The sequence below is a fragment of the Rothia aerolata genome (assembly GCF_014635585.1).
GTDB classification, from domain to species: domain Bacteria; phylum Actinomycetota; class Actinomycetes; order Actinomycetales; family Micrococcaceae; genus Rothia; species Rothia aerolata.
Window position 1 is genome coordinate 125474 of sequence record NZ_BMDC01000001.1, and the last position, 17091, is coordinate 142564.

Annotated in this window: 10 protein-coding genes; 9 read left to right on the plus strand and 1 reads right to left on the minus strand. The window is 59.7% G+C overall.

Going from position 1 to position 17091, the window contains the following annotated elements:
- Positions 1-2: 2 nt before the first annotated feature.
- The 7 genes from cydB to IEV00_RS00530 all read left to right on the plus strand — a co-directional run bounded on the left by cydB (position 3) and on the right by IEV00_RS00530 (position 9525).
- Entirely contained in the window at positions 3-1061 is a 1059-nt protein-coding gene (gene cydB / locus IEV00_RS00500) for a cytochrome d ubiquinol oxidase subunit II (protein WP_229722985.1), read from the plus strand.
- A gap of 105 nt (positions 1062-1166) precedes the next feature.
- Positions 1167-4826 carry a thiol reductant ABC exporter subunit CydC gene (gene cydC / locus IEV00_RS00505; protein WP_188358397.1) on the plus strand — a complete coding sequence of 1220 codons (3660 nt, stop codon included), beginning with the start codon at positions 1167-1169 and terminating at the stop codon, positions 4824-4826.
- A 247-nt stretch (positions 4827-5073) separates the two neighbouring features.
- A complete protein-coding gene (locus tag IEV00_RS00510) occupies positions 5074-5664 on the plus strand; it encodes a peroxiredoxin (RefSeq protein ID WP_188358398.1) in 591 nt (196 codons plus the stop codon).
- A complete protein-coding gene (gene ahpD / locus IEV00_RS00515) occupies positions 5664-6197 on the plus strand; it encodes an alkylhydroperoxidase, AhpD family (RefSeq protein WP_188358399.1) in 534 nt (177 codons plus the stop codon). Before IEV00_RS00510 ends, ahpD begins: the two co-directional genes overlap by 1 nt.
- A 246-nt stretch (positions 6198-6443) precedes the next feature.
- On the plus strand, positions 6444-7436 hold the full coding sequence (locus tag IEV00_RS00520; RefSeq protein WP_373868224.1) for a Bug family tripartite tricarboxylate transporter substrate binding protein: 993 nt from the start codon (positions 6444-6446) through the stop codon (positions 7434-7436).
- Positions 7433-8017: a tripartite tricarboxylate transporter TctB family protein gene (locus IEV00_RS00525; protein WP_188358400.1), complete on the plus strand. Its 585-nt coding sequence runs from the start codon at positions 7433-7435 to the stop codon at positions 8015-8017. Before IEV00_RS00520 ends, IEV00_RS00525 begins: the two co-directional genes overlap by 4 nt.
- Complete coding sequence (locus IEV00_RS00530) at positions 8017-9525, plus strand: tripartite tricarboxylate transporter permease (RefSeq protein WP_188358401.1); 1509 nt, start codon at positions 8017-8019, stop codon at positions 9523-9525. The genes IEV00_RS00525 and IEV00_RS00530 overlap by 1 nt, the downstream gene beginning before the upstream one ends.
- A gap of 58 nt (positions 9526-9583) precedes the next feature.
- Here IEV00_RS00530 and IEV00_RS00535 read toward each other — a convergent pair whose 3' ends face one another.
- Positions 9584-12253, minus strand: a complete 2670-nt coding sequence (locus IEV00_RS00535; protein WP_188358402.1) for a DNA gyrase/topoisomerase IV subunit A — start codon at positions 12251-12253, stop codon at positions 9584-9586.
- 358 nt (positions 12254-12611) lie between these two features.
- On the opposite strand from IEV00_RS00535, the gene IEV00_RS11205 reads away from it, so the two are divergent.
- Together IEV00_RS11205 and IEV00_RS00545 are read left to right on the plus strand one after the other, a co-directional pair.
- Positions 12612-14171, plus strand: a complete 1560-nt coding sequence (locus IEV00_RS11205; RefSeq protein ID WP_188358403.1) for an Ig-like domain-containing protein — start codon at positions 12612-12614, stop codon at positions 14169-14171.
- A gap of 166 nt (positions 14172-14337) precedes the next feature.
- The gene (locus IEV00_RS00545) at positions 14338-17091 is read left to right on the plus strand and encodes a bifunctional acetate--CoA ligase family protein/GNAT family N-acetyltransferase (RefSeq protein WP_188358404.1); all 2754 of its coding nucleotides are present in this window, start codon (positions 14338-14340) and stop codon (positions 17089-17091) included.

The following is a 17091-nucleotide window of genomic DNA, read 5'->3' on the forward strand; positions in this document are numbered from 1 at the left end:
CCTTGACCGCATTTTTCGAACAACCCACCCTGCCCACCGTCTGGTTTATCTTTATTGCTATCTTCTGGATTGGCTACCTGATTCTCGACGGTTTTGACCTGGGCGTGGGCATGATGATGTCCAAGATTTTTGCCAAGAACGAGAAAGAGCGCCGCCTTTTACTCAACACGATTGGCCCGGTGTGGGACGGCAATGAGGTGTGGCTGGTGACCGCCGGTGCCGCCACCTTTGCCGCCTTTCCCCACTGGTATGCCTCCCTGCTCTCGGCCCTCTACATTCCGCTGGTGCTCCTGCTGGTGGCTCTGATTCTGCGCGTGGTGGCGATTGACTACCGCGGTAAAAAGGCCAGCGAAACCTGGGTGACCTGGTGGAACCGGGGGATCGTCGTCTCATCAGCAGCTATTGCCTTTTTCATCGGAGCCCTGCTGGCCCTGACCACCACCGGTCTGCCGGTTAATGAGTCGGGCAACGTTGTTTCCGCTTTTGCCTGGCTGGCCAGCCCCTTTACCTACATCGGCGGTGTGGGCATGGTGCTGTTCTCGCTGGTTCAGGGCATGGCCTTTGTGGCTTTGAAGACGGACGGCGAGGTGCGGCACCGCGCGCGGGCTCGGCTGGCGGCGCTACTGCCGGTGGCGGTTCTTCCCCTGCTCGCCTGGGCCCTTTACCTTCAGTTTGTGGGTAAGAGCGCAGGTGCGCTCTCCTGGGCTCTGCTGGTTCTTGCGCTGCTTGCCGTGGTTTTCGCCTGGGTGAGCGTGCGTGCTGACCGAGAGGGCCGGGCCTTTGTGGGCACCTCCCTCTTCATGGGGGCAGGCGCCCTGGCAATTTTCAGCGCCCTCTTCCCCAACGTGTTTACCTCTACACTAGACCCGGACTTTAGCCTGACCGTTGCCAATGCTGCCAGCTCCGACTACACCCTGACGATTATGACCTGGTTGGGAGTCTTTGCCCTGCCGCTGATTATTCTCTACCAGTCCTGGAGCTACTACCAGTTCCGCCAGCGCATTCGGGTGGAACATATTCCCGCGGTGCACGAGATTAAAGAACTGCCCCGCGGTAGGTAGCCTGTGTTGAAAAGTAACCTTACAATCTCGGTGATTTGCAGGTTCACTCGGTAAACTTTTCTTACAACTTTGGAGTTATTTGTTACCGAAAGCACCCGCCCGCCTATGAATCAGCGCCCTCCACTTGGTCCCTCAGCAGCCGCCAACCTCACTGTCTTTGGGGTGCTCAGCGCCGTCAAAGCGTTCTCGATGTTGCTCTTTGCCTCGGTGGTGGGAACAGCCCTGACCTACATGGCGCGCATGACCTTTCTCGCCCTGCACGAGAACCAGGTCTTTGCCAGCGAGTATCAGCAGAGGTTGGCGATCTTCGCCGGTAACACCCAGGCTCAGGTTTCCGGTATCTGGCTCTCCACCCTGGGGCGGGAACCCAGCGTGATGCTTCTGCTGGGCATGGGCCTGCTGGCAGCCCTGCTGAGGGCGGCCAGCGACTGGGCACTCAACTACTTCGCCGCCCGGGCAGCCACCGGAGCCAAGTCAACCATTCGAGCCCGGCTCATTGACCGAGTACTAGCCACCGGGGGAGTCGATACTCCCGACGGAACCGGCGCAACCGCCGTCCTGCTCTCCCGCGGCCTCGATGCCCTGGATAACTACTACACCAAAACCCTCACCGCTGCGGTCTCCTCGGTGGTGGTACCGGTAATTCTTCTGGTCTACATCGGCTTTCACGACTGGGTTTCGGCGCTGGTTATTCTGGTGACCCTGCCGCTGATTCCGCTGTTTATGGTGCTCATCGGTAAAACCACCCAGAGCGATACCGCCCGCTCACAGCAGGAACTTTTGCGCCTCTCCGACCACATTGTGGAGCTGGTGAAGGGGCTGCCGGTGCTCATCGGTTTGGGCCGCGCCCGCGCCCAGTCTAGGGCTCTGGCCCAGCTGGGGGAGCGCTACCGCACCACCACCATGGTCACGCTGCGATCGGCCTTCATGTCCTCTTTCTGGCTGGAATTGCTCACCACCATCTCCATTGCGGTGGTGGCGGTGCTGATTGGCGTGCGGCTGGTGCACGGCCAGATGGGGCTGGACGTCGCCCTGCTGGCTCTGCTGCTCGCCCCCGAGTGCTTCCAGCCCCTGCGCAATGTGGGCTCTGCCTTCCATCAATCGCAGGACGGCGTGCAGGCGTTGCGCACCGCCCAGCAGATTATTGACCAGCCCCTGCCCGAGACCACCGTCAACCCCGACGGCCAAGACCTCATTGCCCAGAAAATTTCGGTCTCCTACCCCGGGCGCGGTGAGGTGCTCAACCAGGTGGATTTCCGTATCAAGCGCGGCAGCACCACCGCGATTACCGGTGCCTCGGGCTGCGGAAAATCCACCCTGCTGGGGGTTATGAGCGGCTCTATTACCAACGGGCTGGTGCCCACCGGCTCTACCGAGCCCATGCGGGTTACCGGCCAGGTGACCGGCACCGGAGAAACCGTCTGGGTCTCCCAGTCTCCGGCCTTTATCGCCAGCTCGGTGATTAACGAAGTGGCCCTCTTTGGCTTTCCCGCCGAGGTGGAATTTGAAGAAGACCTCGATGCGGTGCTGGCCCTCCTCGACGAGTCAGGCCCCATGTCCCTCTCCCGCCGAGGCCGGGAGAAATACCTGGGCTACCTCAGGATGGTGGGGCTTGCCGACTTTGCCGACCTGGCACCGGAATCCCTCAGCGCCGGCCAGATGCGCCGCCTGGCCATCGCCCGCACCCTGGCCCGGGTGGATGCCCTAGAAAAGGTCGGTCGTCAGGTAACGGTACTGGTAGACGAACCCACAGCCCATCTCGATTCCCGCGCTGCCGAACGGGTCAATGCTTCACTGGCAGCGCTCGCCGCCACCGGTGCCACCCTGCTGATCGTCACCCACGACCTGAGCCTGACCGAGAGAACAGACTACGTTCTGAGCGCCACAATGCAGCGCGAGGGCTTCGCCGCTCGGTGGAAACTCACTACCGGGGGAGGCCGGGGCTGGAACCTGGAAGAGCTGCGCCAAACCGTCGCGGAAGAAGCCCCCGCACCTGGCGGACAGGAGGCGCCCAAGCTGCCCCAGCGACGTCCTGAAAAACAGCCCAAGCGCTCCGTACTCAAAACCCTGCGCGATGTCTCAGCGCTGACCGGCATCACCGCCTCTCAGGCGGTAGCGCCGGTACTGCTCTCCACCCTGGCAGCCTCCTTCGCTATCTCTTTGACGGCGCTCTCGGGCTGGTTGATTGTTCGCGCCGCCGAGCAGCCGGCCATGATGTACCTGCTGGTTGCCGTGGTGGGCGTGCGTTTCTTTGGCCTGGGCAGGGCGAGCCTGCGCTACCTCGAGCGGCTGAAAACCCACGATCTGGTGCTCCGGGCGGCCAATACCCTGCGGGTGCGCGCCTGGGATTCCGCCGGGCGCACCGTGCTTTCGATTCGCTCGCTGCTGCGCGGGGATAAAATTCTTGACCGACTGGTGGGCGATATTGACGAGCTGCGCGACGCCCTGCCCCGGGTGGTACTGCCGGTGGCAACCCACCTGGCAGTGATGGTGCTGGCCCTGGTGGTCACAGGCTTTGCCCTGCCGCAAGCGCTGCCGGTGGTGGCGGTCGCGACCCTGATTGTAACCTTGCTGGTGCCCGCCCTGGTGCTCTACACCGATTCCACCGCCGACAGCGCCGCCCGCGAGTCCACCGCAGAGATGCTACGTTTGGGGGTCTCTTCGGTAGATGCCGCCCGGGACTTGCAAGCCAACGGCCTCAATGACCTGGTATCTAATGCCTTTGCCGAAAAAGACCGCCGCAACGTTGACTCCACGCTGGACAGTTCCCGGGCACAGGGCTTTGGGCAGGGTCTGACCTCGCTGACCTGGTGGTTGGCAACCTTGGCAACCATCGGAATTTCCTGGTCGTCCGTGCGCGAGGGGGCTGTAACTGCGCCGTCGGCGGCCATTGTGGTGCTCATGTGCACGGCTCTCTTCGAGACCACCGGCGCCCACATTGAAGCGGTGCGGGGCTGGCCCGCCTTTGCCCAGCTGGTGGCGCGGATGCGACCCCTGCTGGAGGTCAACTCTCGTATTGCTGTGAGCGATGATGAGGACGAGCGCGTGCTGGCTCAGCGCGCCGAGCTTGGCTCCCCGATTACCCTGGATCTTTCCGGGGTCTCTACCCGCTGGCCGGGAATGAAGGCTCCTGTCTTTGAAGATTTGACGGCGCGGGCGGAATCGGGAGCCTGGCTGGGCATTACCGGGCCGTCAGGCTCGGGCAAGACCACCGCCCTGGCCACCCTGCTGGGCTTCCTGCCGGCAGAAACGGGTTCGATTAGCGTCAACGGCCGCCAGCTCTCCCAGCAACAGCTCCGTGGCTACGCCGCCTGGTGCCCCCAGTCTGCCTACATCTTTGAATCCTCTATCGCAAACAACTTGGCCCTGGCGGCGCCGGGGGAGAAGAGGCCCAGCGACCAAGAAATGCTGGATGTTCTTGACCGCGTAGGCCTGGGGCAGTTTGTGCGCTCGCTACCCGAGGGGCTCCAGACCCAGGTGGGTGCCGGAGGCTCCTATGTTTCGGGCGGCCAACGGCAGCGAATTGCCATTGCCCGCACCCTGCTGACCGACTCCCCGCTGCTGCTCATGGACGAACCCACGGCCCATCTCGATACCGAGTCGGCCCGGGCGCTCATTGCCGAGGTGGCTCGCGGAACCAAGGTCAGCCGCGAGACGCTGGGCGAGGTCGCCAAAGACTCGAAACTTAAGGTTCCCCCCGCCGTCATTTTGGTATCACACCGGCCAGAAGATATTGAAGCCTGCGATGAGGTGGTGAAACTCTAGGCGGGTCTCAACGCTCGAAAAACTCAGACCGCTCCTTTTCTTGAAATCAACTGTGTCATTCCTGGGAGAGGGGCGGTCTTTCTATACCCTAGAGGGTGGTGATGTGAATCACTCACTATGGTATTGGACTATTTTGAGTAATTCATAATAATCTGGATACTGGTTGGTTGAAACACGGAAGTTTCAAACCAGCGTCTGTTCTATCCGCACCCTGCGGATTCGCACTGAAAAGAAAGCGTGATACTGCATGCCCGTTCTGACTATTGGCGACGAATTCCCTGAGTACGAAATGACCGGTGTTATCCCCGGTGACCTCTCCAAGGTTGATGCACAGCAGCCCGAGGATTACTTCACCACCGTTTCCTCCAAGGATCGTGATGAAGACCAGTGGCGCGTAGTATTCTTCTGGCCCAAGGACTTCACCTTCGTTTGCCCCACCGAAATTGCAGCTTTCGGTAAGCTCGCAGACGAGTTTGAGGCGCGCGACTGCCAGGTTATTGGTGCATCTGTAGATAACGAATACACCCACTACGCTTGGCGCCGTTCCCACGAAGAACTGAAGGATCTGCCCATCGTAATGGCGTCTGACCTCAACCGCGAACTGGTAGAGGCACTGGGAATCAAGAATGCTGCCGGTGTTGCAGACCGTGCAACCTTCATCATTGACCCCAACAACGTTATCCAGTCCGTCTCCATCACCGCAGATTCCGTTGGTCGTAACACCGACGAAATCCTGCGCCAGCTGGATGCTCTGCAGTCAGATGAGCTGTGTGCATGCAACTGGAAGAAGGGTGCGGCAACCATTGACGCTTTCAAGGAAATGGGTGGCGATAAGTAATGAGCATCGACAATCTTCGCTCGGCACTTCCCTCCTACGCCAAGGATCTCAACCTTAACCTTTCTTCGCTGACCCGCATTGGTTCCCTCTCCGAGCAGCAGCTGTGGGGAACTATTCTGGCAACTGCCGCTGCAACCAAGGTTGATTCAGTGATTGTTGAAATTGCTGAAGAGGCAAAGCAGCACCTCTCTGATGAGGCTTTCAATGCGGCTCTGGGCGCGGCGACCATCATGGGTATGAACAACGTTCTCTACCGCACCCGCGGTTACCTCGATGGCGCCTACGATGATCAGCGTGCCAACCTGCGCATGCAGATTATCGGTAAGTCCGGTGGCATTGAGAAGGTGGACTTTGAGTTCTTCTCCCTGGCAGTTTCCGCAGTCAATGGTTGCTCCCACTGTGTTGCAGCCCACGAGCACGAGGTGCGCGAGGGCGGCATGGGTAAGGAGCAGGTCAACGAGGCGCTGCGTATCGCCTCGACCATGGCTGGCGTTGCCCAGGGTATTCAGCTGGCAGAGACACTCGGCGAGTAACTCTGTTGCCCCACTAGCCTAACTAGGCCACCAGAGAAAACCCACACCCCTTATAAGGGGTGTGGGTTTTTGTATTACCAGTCTCCATGTTCAGGAGTCGGCTCCTAAGCGGGGGGTGTAATAAATTGCCCTGCGTCACACCTGCCTGTAATCTAGGTCTCTCAACCTTTGGTTTGCACACACAAGGAGACCCCCTTGGAATCTCAGAATATTTCCCCTGAGACCACTTCTCCGCACACACAGGGCATACGCATCACCAAAAAACAGTCAAAATGGCTGACTGTGGTGGGCGGTGTATTCTCGGCTGCGGTGATTGGTTCAGCTCTTTTTGTCTCTGCATCCTCGGCAGAGAGCGGGTCGGGCCTGCGCTCGTCCATGACCATTGTTGCCCCGGCAGCCGCCGGTGGCGGCTGGGACACCGTCGCCCGCGAGATGCAGCAGGCCCAGCGGGCCAACGGCATTGTGAACAACACGCAGGTGGTTAATATGCCCGGTGCCGCAGGCACCATCGCCCTGGAAAATCTGGGCGTGCTGGCGGGCGAGCCCAACCACCTGATGGTGGGCGGAACTGGCCAGCTGGCTGGCTACCTGCAGTATGGATCGAAGACCACCTATGACGACGTCACCCCGCTGGCGGTGACCGTGGAGGAGTACGACGTCATTGTGGTACCCGCCGATTCACCCTACAACAGCCTCGACGAGCTGGTAACCGCCTGGAAGCAGGACCCCAGCTCGGTGGCCTGGACGGGCGGCGGCGCCTTCGACCAGCTGGTGGTAGCTGACCTGGCGCTCTCGTCAGGGCTGGACGTTGATGACATGGTCTACGTCAATTCAGACGGCGGCGGTGAAGCCACCCAGGCCATGATTAACGGTACCGCCCAGGCCTCTGCCTCGGGCTACCCCGATACAATCGACCAGATTGAAGCCGGCCGCCTCAAGGCCCTGGCGCTGGTGGCCGAAGAACCGGTGGAAGGTATTGATATCCCCACCACGGTTGAGCAGGGCCACGACGTTACCCTGGCGAACTGGCGCATTCTGCTGGCGCCGGGCAAGCTCTCCGACGAGGAGAAGTCCGAGCTCGAATCCATTGTGGTAGAGACGGTTGAAACCCCCGAGTGGCAGGCCGCCATTGAGAACTATCACTGGAATGAGAACGTGATAACGGGGGATGAACTCAAGAGCTTTCTGCAGGAAGAAACCGAGAAAATTAGCGACCTACAGGAGGAGCTGGGACTGTGAGCACTCAAATTTCTGTACCGGCAGCCCGTAAAGAACCTCAGGCGCCCAGTAAATTTTCTCTGGCGGTGAAGATGCTCTCGATGCCCTTGCTCCTGCTGGGTTTTGCCGCCTTTATGGTGATCAGCATGTTGGGTATGGAGGTTAGCGATAACGTAGATTTTCCTGGCCCCCGCTTCTTTCCGGCGGTTATTGCAGGGGGAATGATTATTCTGGGCCTGGTGGATCTGGCGATGGTGCTGCGGCAGCTGCGCCAGCCGGTTACCGCCCACAGCGTGCAGAACACGACCTTCCGCGATGGTGATCCCGCCGATGAGGTGCATGAGGACGCCGTCTCGAAGCTCGACCTTTTCTCTTTGGTCTGGTGCCTGGTCGGCTTTATTGTGTTCACCTTTGCCCTGAACTTTCTGGGCTGGATTCTCGCCGCCGGCCTGCTCTTCTGGTGCGTGGCCCATGCCTTCGGAGCTAAGCGCCACCTGCACTCAGCGGTGGTTGGCCTGACCCTGAGCTCTCTGACCTACCTGGCCTTTAGCCTGGGCCTGGGGCTTCCCCTGCCCACCGGATTTCTAGGAGGGGTTCTCTAATGGACGCGCTCTCTTTGCTGATGGAGGGTTTTAGCAACGCCCTCACCCTGGAAAACCTCTTCTGGGTTTTCGCTGGCTGCTTTTTGGGTACCGCCGTGGGCGTGCTGCCCGGGCTAGGATCTTCTATGGCGGTGGCCCTGCTCCTGCCGGTAACCTTCGCGCTGGAACCCACCGCAGCCTTTATTATGTTTGCCGGTGTTTACTTCGGTGGCCTCTTTGGCGATTCCACCATGGGTATTCTCATGAACACCCCCGGCCAGGCTTCGGCCATTGCCTCCACCTTCGAGGGGCACACCATGGCCAAGAAAGGCCGGGCTGCCCAGGCGCTGGCCGTTGCCGCTATCGGTGCCTTTATCGGCGGTTTTATCTCCTCGGTTCTGGTGGTCTTTCTGGCTCCAAAACTGGCCGACTGGTCGGCAAATTTTGGCCCCGCCGAATTCTTTGCCTTAGCGCTCTTCGCCTTCGTCGCGACGTCCTCGGTCGTCACCGACTCGGCGGTCAAGGGCGTGCTCTCCCTGCTGCTGGGCCTGGCGTTTGCAGTGGTGGGTATTGACGGCGTGACCGGCACCCCGCGCTTTACCCTGGGCTCGCCGGAGCTTTTTGACGGCATCTCGCTGGTGACGGTGACCGTGGCGGTACTGGCGCTGGGCGAGGTTTTCTACCAGGCCTGCATTCGTAGCCATAAGTCGGAGCACCGTATGATCCGCCCCAAGAAGGGCACCTATCTCAGCAAGGCCGACCTCAAAGAGGCGGCTCCCGCCTGGTTGCGCGGTACCGCTATTGGTCTGCCCTTCGGCGTGATTCCTGCAGGCGGTGCGGATATTCCTACCTTCCTCGCCTACGGCGTGGAACGGAAGCTCGATTCCCTCCGCAAGAACCCGCGTTTTGGCCGCGGCGCTATCCGCGGACTCGCCGCCCCCGAAGCCGCTGGCAACGCCACCACCGGTATGTCTATGGGTGCCCTGCTGGCGCTGGGCCTGCCCATCTCCGCCACCGCCGCCATTATGCTGGCCGCCTTCAAACAGTACGGCCTGCAACCGGGCCCCCTGCTCTTTGACCGCTCGGCGGATTTGGTCTGGGCACTATTGGCGAGCTTCTTTGTGGCCATGGTGGTGCTGCTGATTATCAACCTGCCCTTTGCCCTGCTCTGGGCTAAGCTGCTTTTGATTCCGGCTCCCTACCTCTACGCGGGGATTACCGTGTTCTGTGCCCTGGGTATCTACGCAACGTCGAACTCCACCTTCGATTTGCTGATGGTGCTGGGGATCGGCTTCGTGGGCTTTTTGATGCGGGTCAACGACTACCCGCTGGCACCGCTGATTATCGGCATGGTGCTGGGTCCGCTGGCAGAAACCAACCTGCGAGATGCACTCATTGCCTCATCGGGTGACTTCAGCGTTCTTTTCGACGGGCCCATCGTCATCACCCTCTACGCTGTGCTGGTGATTACGGTAGTGGTGGCTGTACGCAACAAGTTCTGGGGAAGAACACCTACCGAACCGAAATAGACAGGCTGATTAAAAATCCCCGGTTACAAGATTTCTCTTGTAACCGGGGACTTTTCTTCTAGAAGAGGGCGTCTGGTGTCTGGTCGGTTACCAGGGGCGAATCCAACGTGAGGGGCTGGGGAGCAGTGTCAGGGTCGGAAACCACGGTCTTGCCCTCGGCCGGTGTTGGTCTGCCTGCGCCCTGGGGCTCTTCGGCTGGAGCCTCACTAGCAGCAGGCACTGAGACCTCTTCGGTCACCGTGTATGCGGGGCCGATAGCGGCAATCGCCTGGTTCATGGGAACGCCCGAACCGTCTCGGGCACCAAATTCCATGGGCAGGGCGCGGGCCACACCGGCAGCAGTAGCAGCCTTGGCTGGGCCAACTCCCACAAAGGCCAGCGCCAGCTTTTTCTCACCGGTCAGGAAGCGGTGGGAACGCACGCCGCCGGTAGCACGGCCCTTAGCGGGGAAGTCGCTGAGTGGAGTCACCTTAGCTGAAGTAGCGGCGTCCTCATCGGCAGAGCCGTCGGTGACCGTAACCACCACGGCGTTGGCGCCGGGGGCAGTCACGCCGAAGGAAATCATGCGGTCGTCCTTAGCCAGCTTAATGCCGGCAATACCGCCCCCGGTACGACCCTGGGGTCGTACCTTACCGGCGTCAAAGGTCAGCAGCTTGGCCTGTTCGGTCACGAAGGTGAGATTCAAATCATTGCTGGGGCAGGCTGCCACGGCAACCACCTGATCCTTGGGCTTGAGCTTGATGACCTCCCAGTCATCGGCATTGAGCGGGTAGTCGGGGTTCACCCGCTTGACCACGCCGGCGCTGGTTGCCAGCGCAATAATCTCATTGATGGGAGCAAGCCCCACCAGGGTTTCGCCGCGGTTGAGATTAAGGACGTCGCTGGCCTTGACTCCCGAGGAGAGCAGGGGAGTGCCCTTGGAGTCATCCAGGGTGGCCAAGTCCATCACGTTGATGCGGATCATGCGCCCGGAAGAGGTTACAGCGCCAATTTCACCCCGGGCTGTGGCGGGTACCCAGGAGGCTAGAGCATCGTTCTTGATTCTCTTACCCGGCTCCACCAGAGCAGCGCGACCTGATTTCTGGGCCACCGTTCTACCGATGAGTCCCGAGGTAGAGAGCAAAACCCAGCAGGGATCATCGGCAATTTCAAGCGCCAGACCCAGGCCCTTCTTACCCTTCTTCTCAGCCGGTGCTGCCGCAAGCGCTGCCGCCTCGAGGTCATCCTTGTTGGTAAGCTTGGTGCGACGGTCAGTACCGTAGCGATCTGCCACCTGCTGTAGCTCGTCAGAAACCAGGGTATTGAGTTTGTGCTCATCCGCCAAAATTGCCTCAAGCTCGGCAATCTCTGCGGTGAGATCATCGCGTTCTTTTTCCAACTCAAGTCGGGAATACTTGGTGAGCTGGCGCAGGCGAAGCTCAAGAATGTGGTTAGCCTGAACCTCGGTGAGGTCAAAAATCTGCATCAGGCGCTCGCGGGCCTGGGCGGTCTCATCGGAAGACCGAATGATCTGAATAACCTCGTCAATATCGAGGATTGCAACCAGCAGGCCCTCTACCAGATGCAGGCGGTCCCGGCGCTTACCCAGCCGGAACTCGGTGCGGCGCCGCACCACGTCAATGCGGTGGTTCACATAGACCTTCAGCAAATCAAGAAGGCCCAGAGTGTGGGGCTGGCCCTCAACCAGAGCGACGTTGTTGATGCCGAAGGAATCTTCCAGCGGAGTGTACTTGTAGAGGGAAGCCAAAATAGCCTGGGGGTTAAAGCCGTTCTTAATCTCGACCACCAGGCGCAGGCCATTCTTGCGGTCAGTGAGGTCCTGAACATCTGAGATACCCACCAGCTTCTTCTTGGTGACCCCGTCTTTGATTTTTTCAATGACCTTTTCGGGGCCCACCATGTAGGGTAGCTCGGTGAAAACAATGCCCTGCTTGCGGGCAGACACCTGCTCGATGCTAGCCTTGGCGCGGGTCTTGAAAATTCCGCGACCCGAAGCGTAGGCATCTTTAATACCCGAGAGCCCCACAATGGTTCCACCGCTGGGAAGGTCGGGGCCGGGAATGAACTTCATGATTTCTGCCAGGCTGGCATCGGGGTGCTCGATCAGGTGGCGGGCACCGGCAATGACCTCGCGCAGGTTGTGCGGGGGCATGTTGGTAGCCATGCCCACAGCAATGCCGGTAGCACCGTTGACCAGCAGGTTGGGAAAGGCCGCGGGTAGAACAGCCGGCTGAAAGAACTGGTTATCGTAGTTGGGAACAAAGTCCACCACGTTCTCATCGAGATCGGCAGTCAGCGCCAGGGCAGCCGAATCCATGCGGGCCTCGGTGTAGCGCGAAGCCGCCGGGCCGTCGTCCAAAGAACCGAAATTACCGTGGCCATCAACCAGCGGCATTCGCATGGCAAAGGGCTGGGCCAGGCGCACCATGGCATCGTAAATAGCCGAGTCGCCGTGGGGGTGCAGCTTACCCATCACTTCGCCGACGACGCGCGCCGACTTTACGTGCCCCTTATCGGGGCGCAGACCCATCTGTTGCATCATGTAGAGAATACGGCGTTGTACAGGCTTGAGACCGTCGCGGGCATCGGGCAGCGCACGGGAGTAGATGACCGAGTAGGAGTACTCCAAAAAGCTGGTCTCCATCTCAGCTGAAACATCAATATCAACGATGTTCTCTACGATGCCGGTGGGGTAGTCATCGTGAACGGTCTTTGACTTGCGGGCCATAGGTGAACCTTCTTGCGCGGTAGATACGGGCACAATCGAATATCTATTCTACAGTGGCTCTTACTTTCTCTCGGGACAAAGAGTGGAGACCATACCTACTTTGACCCACAAAATGGCAAAAACCTCGCTGTCTTATCTTTCAAAGAATTTCCACCTTGTTACACTCGCTGATGAATCGGTCTGCCAGAACAGGCCAATTTAACTAGGGGAATGTGGCAAATTGCATTTGTCACGCATGAGAATTCTTAAGAAATGCCAGCAAATATGGGGTTTGCTGGTTCTTCTTATCGAGTCGAGCCGATCGGTTCACAACACTCTCGCTCTCCCCGCATATTCGCATGCAATATGAGGAGAAAAAATGAAAAAACAAGCAGCAGCATTGACCGTTACTGCTCTCACCTTGGGTGGGCTGGGCCTGGTTTCTGTACCCGCGCAGGCAGAAGAAATTGACGGCGCAATTACAAGCCTGACCACCGCCGGTGAGGCTGTCGCCGGAGAGCCCTTCACTGTTAACGCTGAGTGGTCAGTACCTGACTATTCTCAGCCCGGCGATACCTTTACCCTTCAGCTGCCCGAGCAGCTCGTTGCTCTCACCCGTGCCTTTGAGGTGAAATCGGACGACGGCCAGACCGTAGCTAATGTCACCGTTGAAAACGGCCTGGTGACCGCTACCCTCACCGACTACGTCACCCAGCACCCCATTAACATCAAGGGCACCCTTTCTTTTTCGGCTCGTGCCGCTAACAACGTTGCAGCCACCGAGCCCGAAACCATCGAGTGGCAGGGCCAGGCAATCGTTGTCCAGCCCCGCCAGAATCTCATCAAGCCCGTTCAGGAACCCCGTAAGTTGGGCTGGAACCGCGCCGGTGGTGACGTTGGTTGGGCCTTTGATATTCCCGGGCAGATGACCAACGCTGAACTGGTTGATTCTCCCAACAACGTGGCGCTGAAGTGCGACTCGATTTACGTGGGAATTGCTGATCAATCTAACGGCTACCCCAGCAGCTGGACTTCCGTGGGCGAAGATGCCTACTCCTTCAACTGCACCGAAGGCGGTTTTACCCTCAACATCGCCGAGATTCCCGACAACCAGCTGGTGCACGTAACCATTGACTCTGTACCCGTTAACGGCGTTGCAGAGGCAACCAACGACTGGACGCTGACCGCTGATAACGGCTCTTACGAGGGCGCAGCCTCCACTCCCGTCTACTGGGCATCGGGTAGCGGCAACGGCGAGCTACCTCCGGCACCTTCCGAGGAACCGACCCCTCCCGCTCCTACAGAGGAGCCCACTCCTGAGGTGACTGAAACTCCTGAGGCGCCGGAGCCCTCCGAAGAGCCGACTCCCGACGTAACCGAGACTCCTGAAGCACCTCAACCTTCTGAGGAACCCACTCCTGAGGTAACCGAAACCCCTGATGCTCCCGAGCCCTCCGAAGAGCCGACTCCCGACGTAACCGAGACTCCTGAAGCACCTCAGCCTTCTGAGGAACCCACTCCTGAGGTGACTGAAACTCCTGAAGCTCCCGAGCCTTCTGAAGAGTCTACGCCCGAGGTAACTGAAACCCCCGAGGCCTCTGAAACTCCTGAGGCGCCGGAGCCCTCTGAGGAGCCTACCCCTGAGGTGACCGAGTCTCCCGAGGCTTCTGAAACCCCCGCTCCCGTGAGCGATAACGGTTCAGAGCCTCCCGCTCCGGCTCAGAATGAGCAGTCCTCCCAGCCCCTGGACCAGCAGGATCGTTCCACCGTGGTTGCTGAGGGGCGTGGCTCTGGCATGACCGAGCAGCAGGCCGGCCGCCAGTCCACCGGAGTGCTGGCCTACACCGGCTTCAACTCCTGGCAGCTTGCCCTGGGTGGTCTGGGTATTCTGGCACTGGGCGTAGCGGTTGTTGCCATCGCGCGCCGTCGTGCTGAATAAGCCCTTCGCGCGCTAACAGCGGGCGAATTAGCGCTAAAGCGGCGGGGAAATCCCAGGATTTCCCCGCCGCTTCTTTCTGCCCTTCCGTCGCCGCATGAATGTTATCTAGGCCATATTCGGGTATTCTGAATTTACTGTATACGCCACATGAAATCGAGGTCAGAGCATGTCCGCTACGCCCGACTCCGGTCAGAGCCCAACCACCGATGAGCTTCCCTACATTTACCCGGCCCACTGGGAGGCAGACGTGGTGCTCCGCGACGGAGCGACAGCCCACCTGCGCCCCATTCTTCCTTCTGACCGGGAGGCCTATGAGGCCATGTATGCGGGCCAGAGCGAAAATTCGATCTACTATCGGTTTTTCGCGCCCAAGCCCAAGCTCTCAGAAAAAGAGCTGACCCGCTTTATCACCGTTGACCATATTGACCGGGTGGCCTTTGTGCTCTACCTGGGGTCAGAGATTATCGGTATTGGGCGCTATGACCGCGGGGTTGATCCTACCACCGGTGAGGTTGCTTTCTTTATTTCCGACCGCCACCACGGGAGGGGAATCGGGTCGATTCTGCTGGAGCACCTGGCGGCGGCAGCACTTGAACGCGGAATCCACCGGTTCACCGCCGAGGTACTGCCGCAAAACCGGGCTATGCTCAATGTCTTTGCCGACGCTGGCTACGAGGTATCGCGGGAAATCGAAGACGGCTTTGTGATGCTCGAGTTCGATATTGACCCCACCGACCGTTCGCGCGAGGTCATGGAGTCCCGTGAGCACCGCGCCGAGGCCAAGTCAATCACCGAGCTTCTGGCACCGGAGAGAATCGCGGTGGTGGGGGAGTCTGCCACCTGGGAGTCGGCCGCTCAACCCATGCTCACCAACCTGGTGGAGGGTGACTTCTCGGGCACCCTCTTTGCTTTTTCCCTCGATTCAGACCAGCCGGCAGCTGCTACCGCAGAGGACTACCAGGTTCTCGACTCCCTCGATGACAGCTCAGAAACAATTGACCTCGCCCTGGTAACAGTTCCGATTGAGCGGGTGGCAGAGGCGGTGGAGGTCTGCGGTGCCGCCGGTGTGCGCGGTGCGGTCATCTACACCCGGGGTTTTGCGGACGACGGCGCTCGCGGCAGGGCGCGCCAAAAGGCGCTGGTGCGTTCGGCCCGGCAGTACGGTATGCGCATTATTGGCCCCGCCTCCTTTGGTGTGCTGAATAATAATCCCGAGATTCGTCTGGATGCCACGATTACCCACCACGATCCCAAGCCGGGAAAGCTGGGTCTTTTTAGTCAGTCCTCAGCTATTGGGGCGGTTTTTTCCCACACCGCGGTGCGGAAGAATATCGGGGTGTCGTCGCTGGTGTCAGCTGGCAACCGCGCAGATGTTTCGGGTAACGATTTGATGCAGTATTGGGAGGATGATCCCCATACCTCTGTCTGCGCGCTCTACCTGGAGTCTATCGGTAATCCCAGAAAGTTCAGCAGGATTGCCCGCAGGCTCTCCCGCACCAAGCCGGTGATTGTCACTAAGAATTCGCTGACGGGGGTTAAGCTGCCTCCCGGCCATGCCGTGCGCACCTCGATTGCTCCCGCTGATGCCCTGAACTCTATGTTTAACCAGGCGGGGGTGATTAGCGCCGAGTCCAGCGAGCAGGTGCTAGAGGTCGGCCAGCTACTGGTCTCTGCGCCCCTGCCCGCCGGCCGCCGTCTTGCGGTGGTCTCTAACGCGATGGCACTGGGCCAGCTGATTGTGGATGCGGCGGTAGAACGGGACATCGAGGTCAAGCTCACCGAGAACCGCCTGGATCTAGATGAAGAGGGGCTCAAGCTGCTGGCCGAGGTGGTAGATTCTGTCCTGGAATCAACCGATGTTGATGCGCTGATTGGTATTTTCTTGACCGAGGGCTTTACCGATCCGGTGACCGTGGCGCAGATTCTGCTGGAGAGCGCCCGCCGGGCTGACAAGCCGGTGGTGGCGGTCTTCCCCGGCCTGATGGAGTATCCGGCGCAGATTCAGGGAATTTATAATGACGACGCCGCTGGGGCTGAGTCCGCGGTCAGCGGCCTGCCCTGCTTCCGCTCGCCGGTGCCCGCCGTCAACGCCCTGGCCAGTGCCATGAACTATGTGGAGTGGCGGGAGAAAGAAGAGGGTATTTTTGCGGTGGTCAGCGGGGTCAAGCCCAAGGATACCGCTGAATTTATTGCCTCCCGCATGGAAGAGGTTAGCGGCGAACAGCTGCTGGCCCTTTCCCAGGCCGATACCTCCCACATCCTGGCTGAGTACGGGATTGAACTGCTACCCTCCCGCGTGGTGGAGTCGGTCGAAGAGGCCCAGGCTGCTGCCGAGGAGCTGGGCGGCTATCCGGTGGTGCTCAAGTCCACCGATGAATTCCTGGGCCGCCGGCTTGATTTGGGGGCGATCCGCCTCAACATTGAAGGCCCAGACCAACTCGCCCACGAGTTTGAGGCCCTCAAACGAACCCTGACCCAGTACCAGAAAGAAGAGATTGCCCTGCAAAAACAGGTGAAAGCTGGCCAGGCAACTATTCTTGAAGCGATTGAAGACCCGCTCTTGGGCCCCGTTGTCTCCTTTGGCATGAGCGGCGATTCCACCGCCCTGCTTGAAGATTGGGCCCACCGGATTCCTCCGCTGACCCAGCGGGATATCTTCAAGATGGTTCGTTCCCCCAAGGCGGCTGCGCGGCTCTTTGGTGAAAATAACCTGGCTGCGGTGCGCGTAGATTTACTGGAAGATTTGGTGGCTCGGGTTGCCCTGCTCAAAGACAACCATCCCGAAATCGCGAGTATTCAGCTGAGCCCGGTGATTGTTACCGATGAGGGACTGACCGTTGCCAGGGCCCAGATGAAGCTGGGTAACCCCAAGCAGAGAACCGATTCGGCCCGGAGAACCATGAGTCGTAGCGAGTCTTGA

What these genes read in the sequence shown, in the direction of transcription:
- cydC (WP_188358397.1), top strand. Translation starts at nt 1,167, where the DNA reads ATGAATCAGCGCCCTCCACTTGGTCCCTCAGCAGCCGCCAACCTCACT.
- IEV00_RS00545 (WP_188358404.1), top strand. Translation starts at nt 14,338, where the DNA reads ATGTCCGCTACGCCCGACTCCGGTCAGAGCCCAACCACCGATGAGCTT.
- IEV00_RS00510 (WP_188358398.1), top strand. Translation starts at nt 5,074, where the DNA reads ATGCCCGTTCTGACTATTGGCGACGAATTCCCTGAGTACGAAATGACC.
- IEV00_RS11205 (WP_188358403.1), top strand. Translation starts at nt 12,612, where the DNA reads ATGAAAAAACAAGCAGCAGCATTGACCGTTACTGCTCTCACCTTGGGT.
- ahpD (WP_188358399.1), top strand. Translation starts at nt 5,664, where the DNA reads ATGAGCATCGACAATCTTCGCTCGGCACTTCCCTCCTACGCCAAGGAT.
- IEV00_RS00530 (WP_188358401.1), top strand. Translation starts at nt 8,017, where the DNA reads ATGGACGCGCTCTCTTTGCTGATGGAGGGTTTTAGCAACGCCCTCACC.
- IEV00_RS00535 (WP_188358402.1), bottom strand. Translation starts at nt 12,253, where the DNA reads ATGGCCCGCAAGTCAAAGACCGTTCACGATGACTACCCCACCGGCATC.